The sequence below is a fragment of the Candidatus Protochlamydia sp. R18 genome (assembly GCF_000648255.1).
GTDB lineage: Bacteria > Chlamydiota > Chlamydiia > Chlamydiales > Parachlamydiaceae > Protochlamydia > Protochlamydia amoebophila.
In genome coordinates this window covers 1-205 of record NZ_BASL01000607.1, presented here as the reverse complement: position 1 = coordinate 205, position 205 = coordinate 1, and the positions used below count along the sequence as shown (strand labels likewise).

Below are 205 nucleotides of genomic sequence, written 5' to 3'. Positions count from 1 at the left end.
CCCTTAGTAGCTTTACAGCATTTAAATCTGACGGGATGCTGGAAACTCACCGATGCAGGATTGGCGCATTTAACATCCTTAATGGCTTTGCAGCATCTAGATCTAAGTTGGTGCCTTAAACTCACCGATGCAGGATTAGCCCATTTGAAACCTTTAGTAGCTTTGCAGCATTTAGATTTAAGTAATTGCAATAATCTCACTGATG

At 41.0% G+C, this 205-nt stretch carries 1 pseudogene; it reads left to right on the top strand.

Annotated elements, in window-relative coordinates:
• Positions 1-205: pseudogene (locus TY19_RS00825) on the top strand (hypothetical protein); the annotation flags it as partial.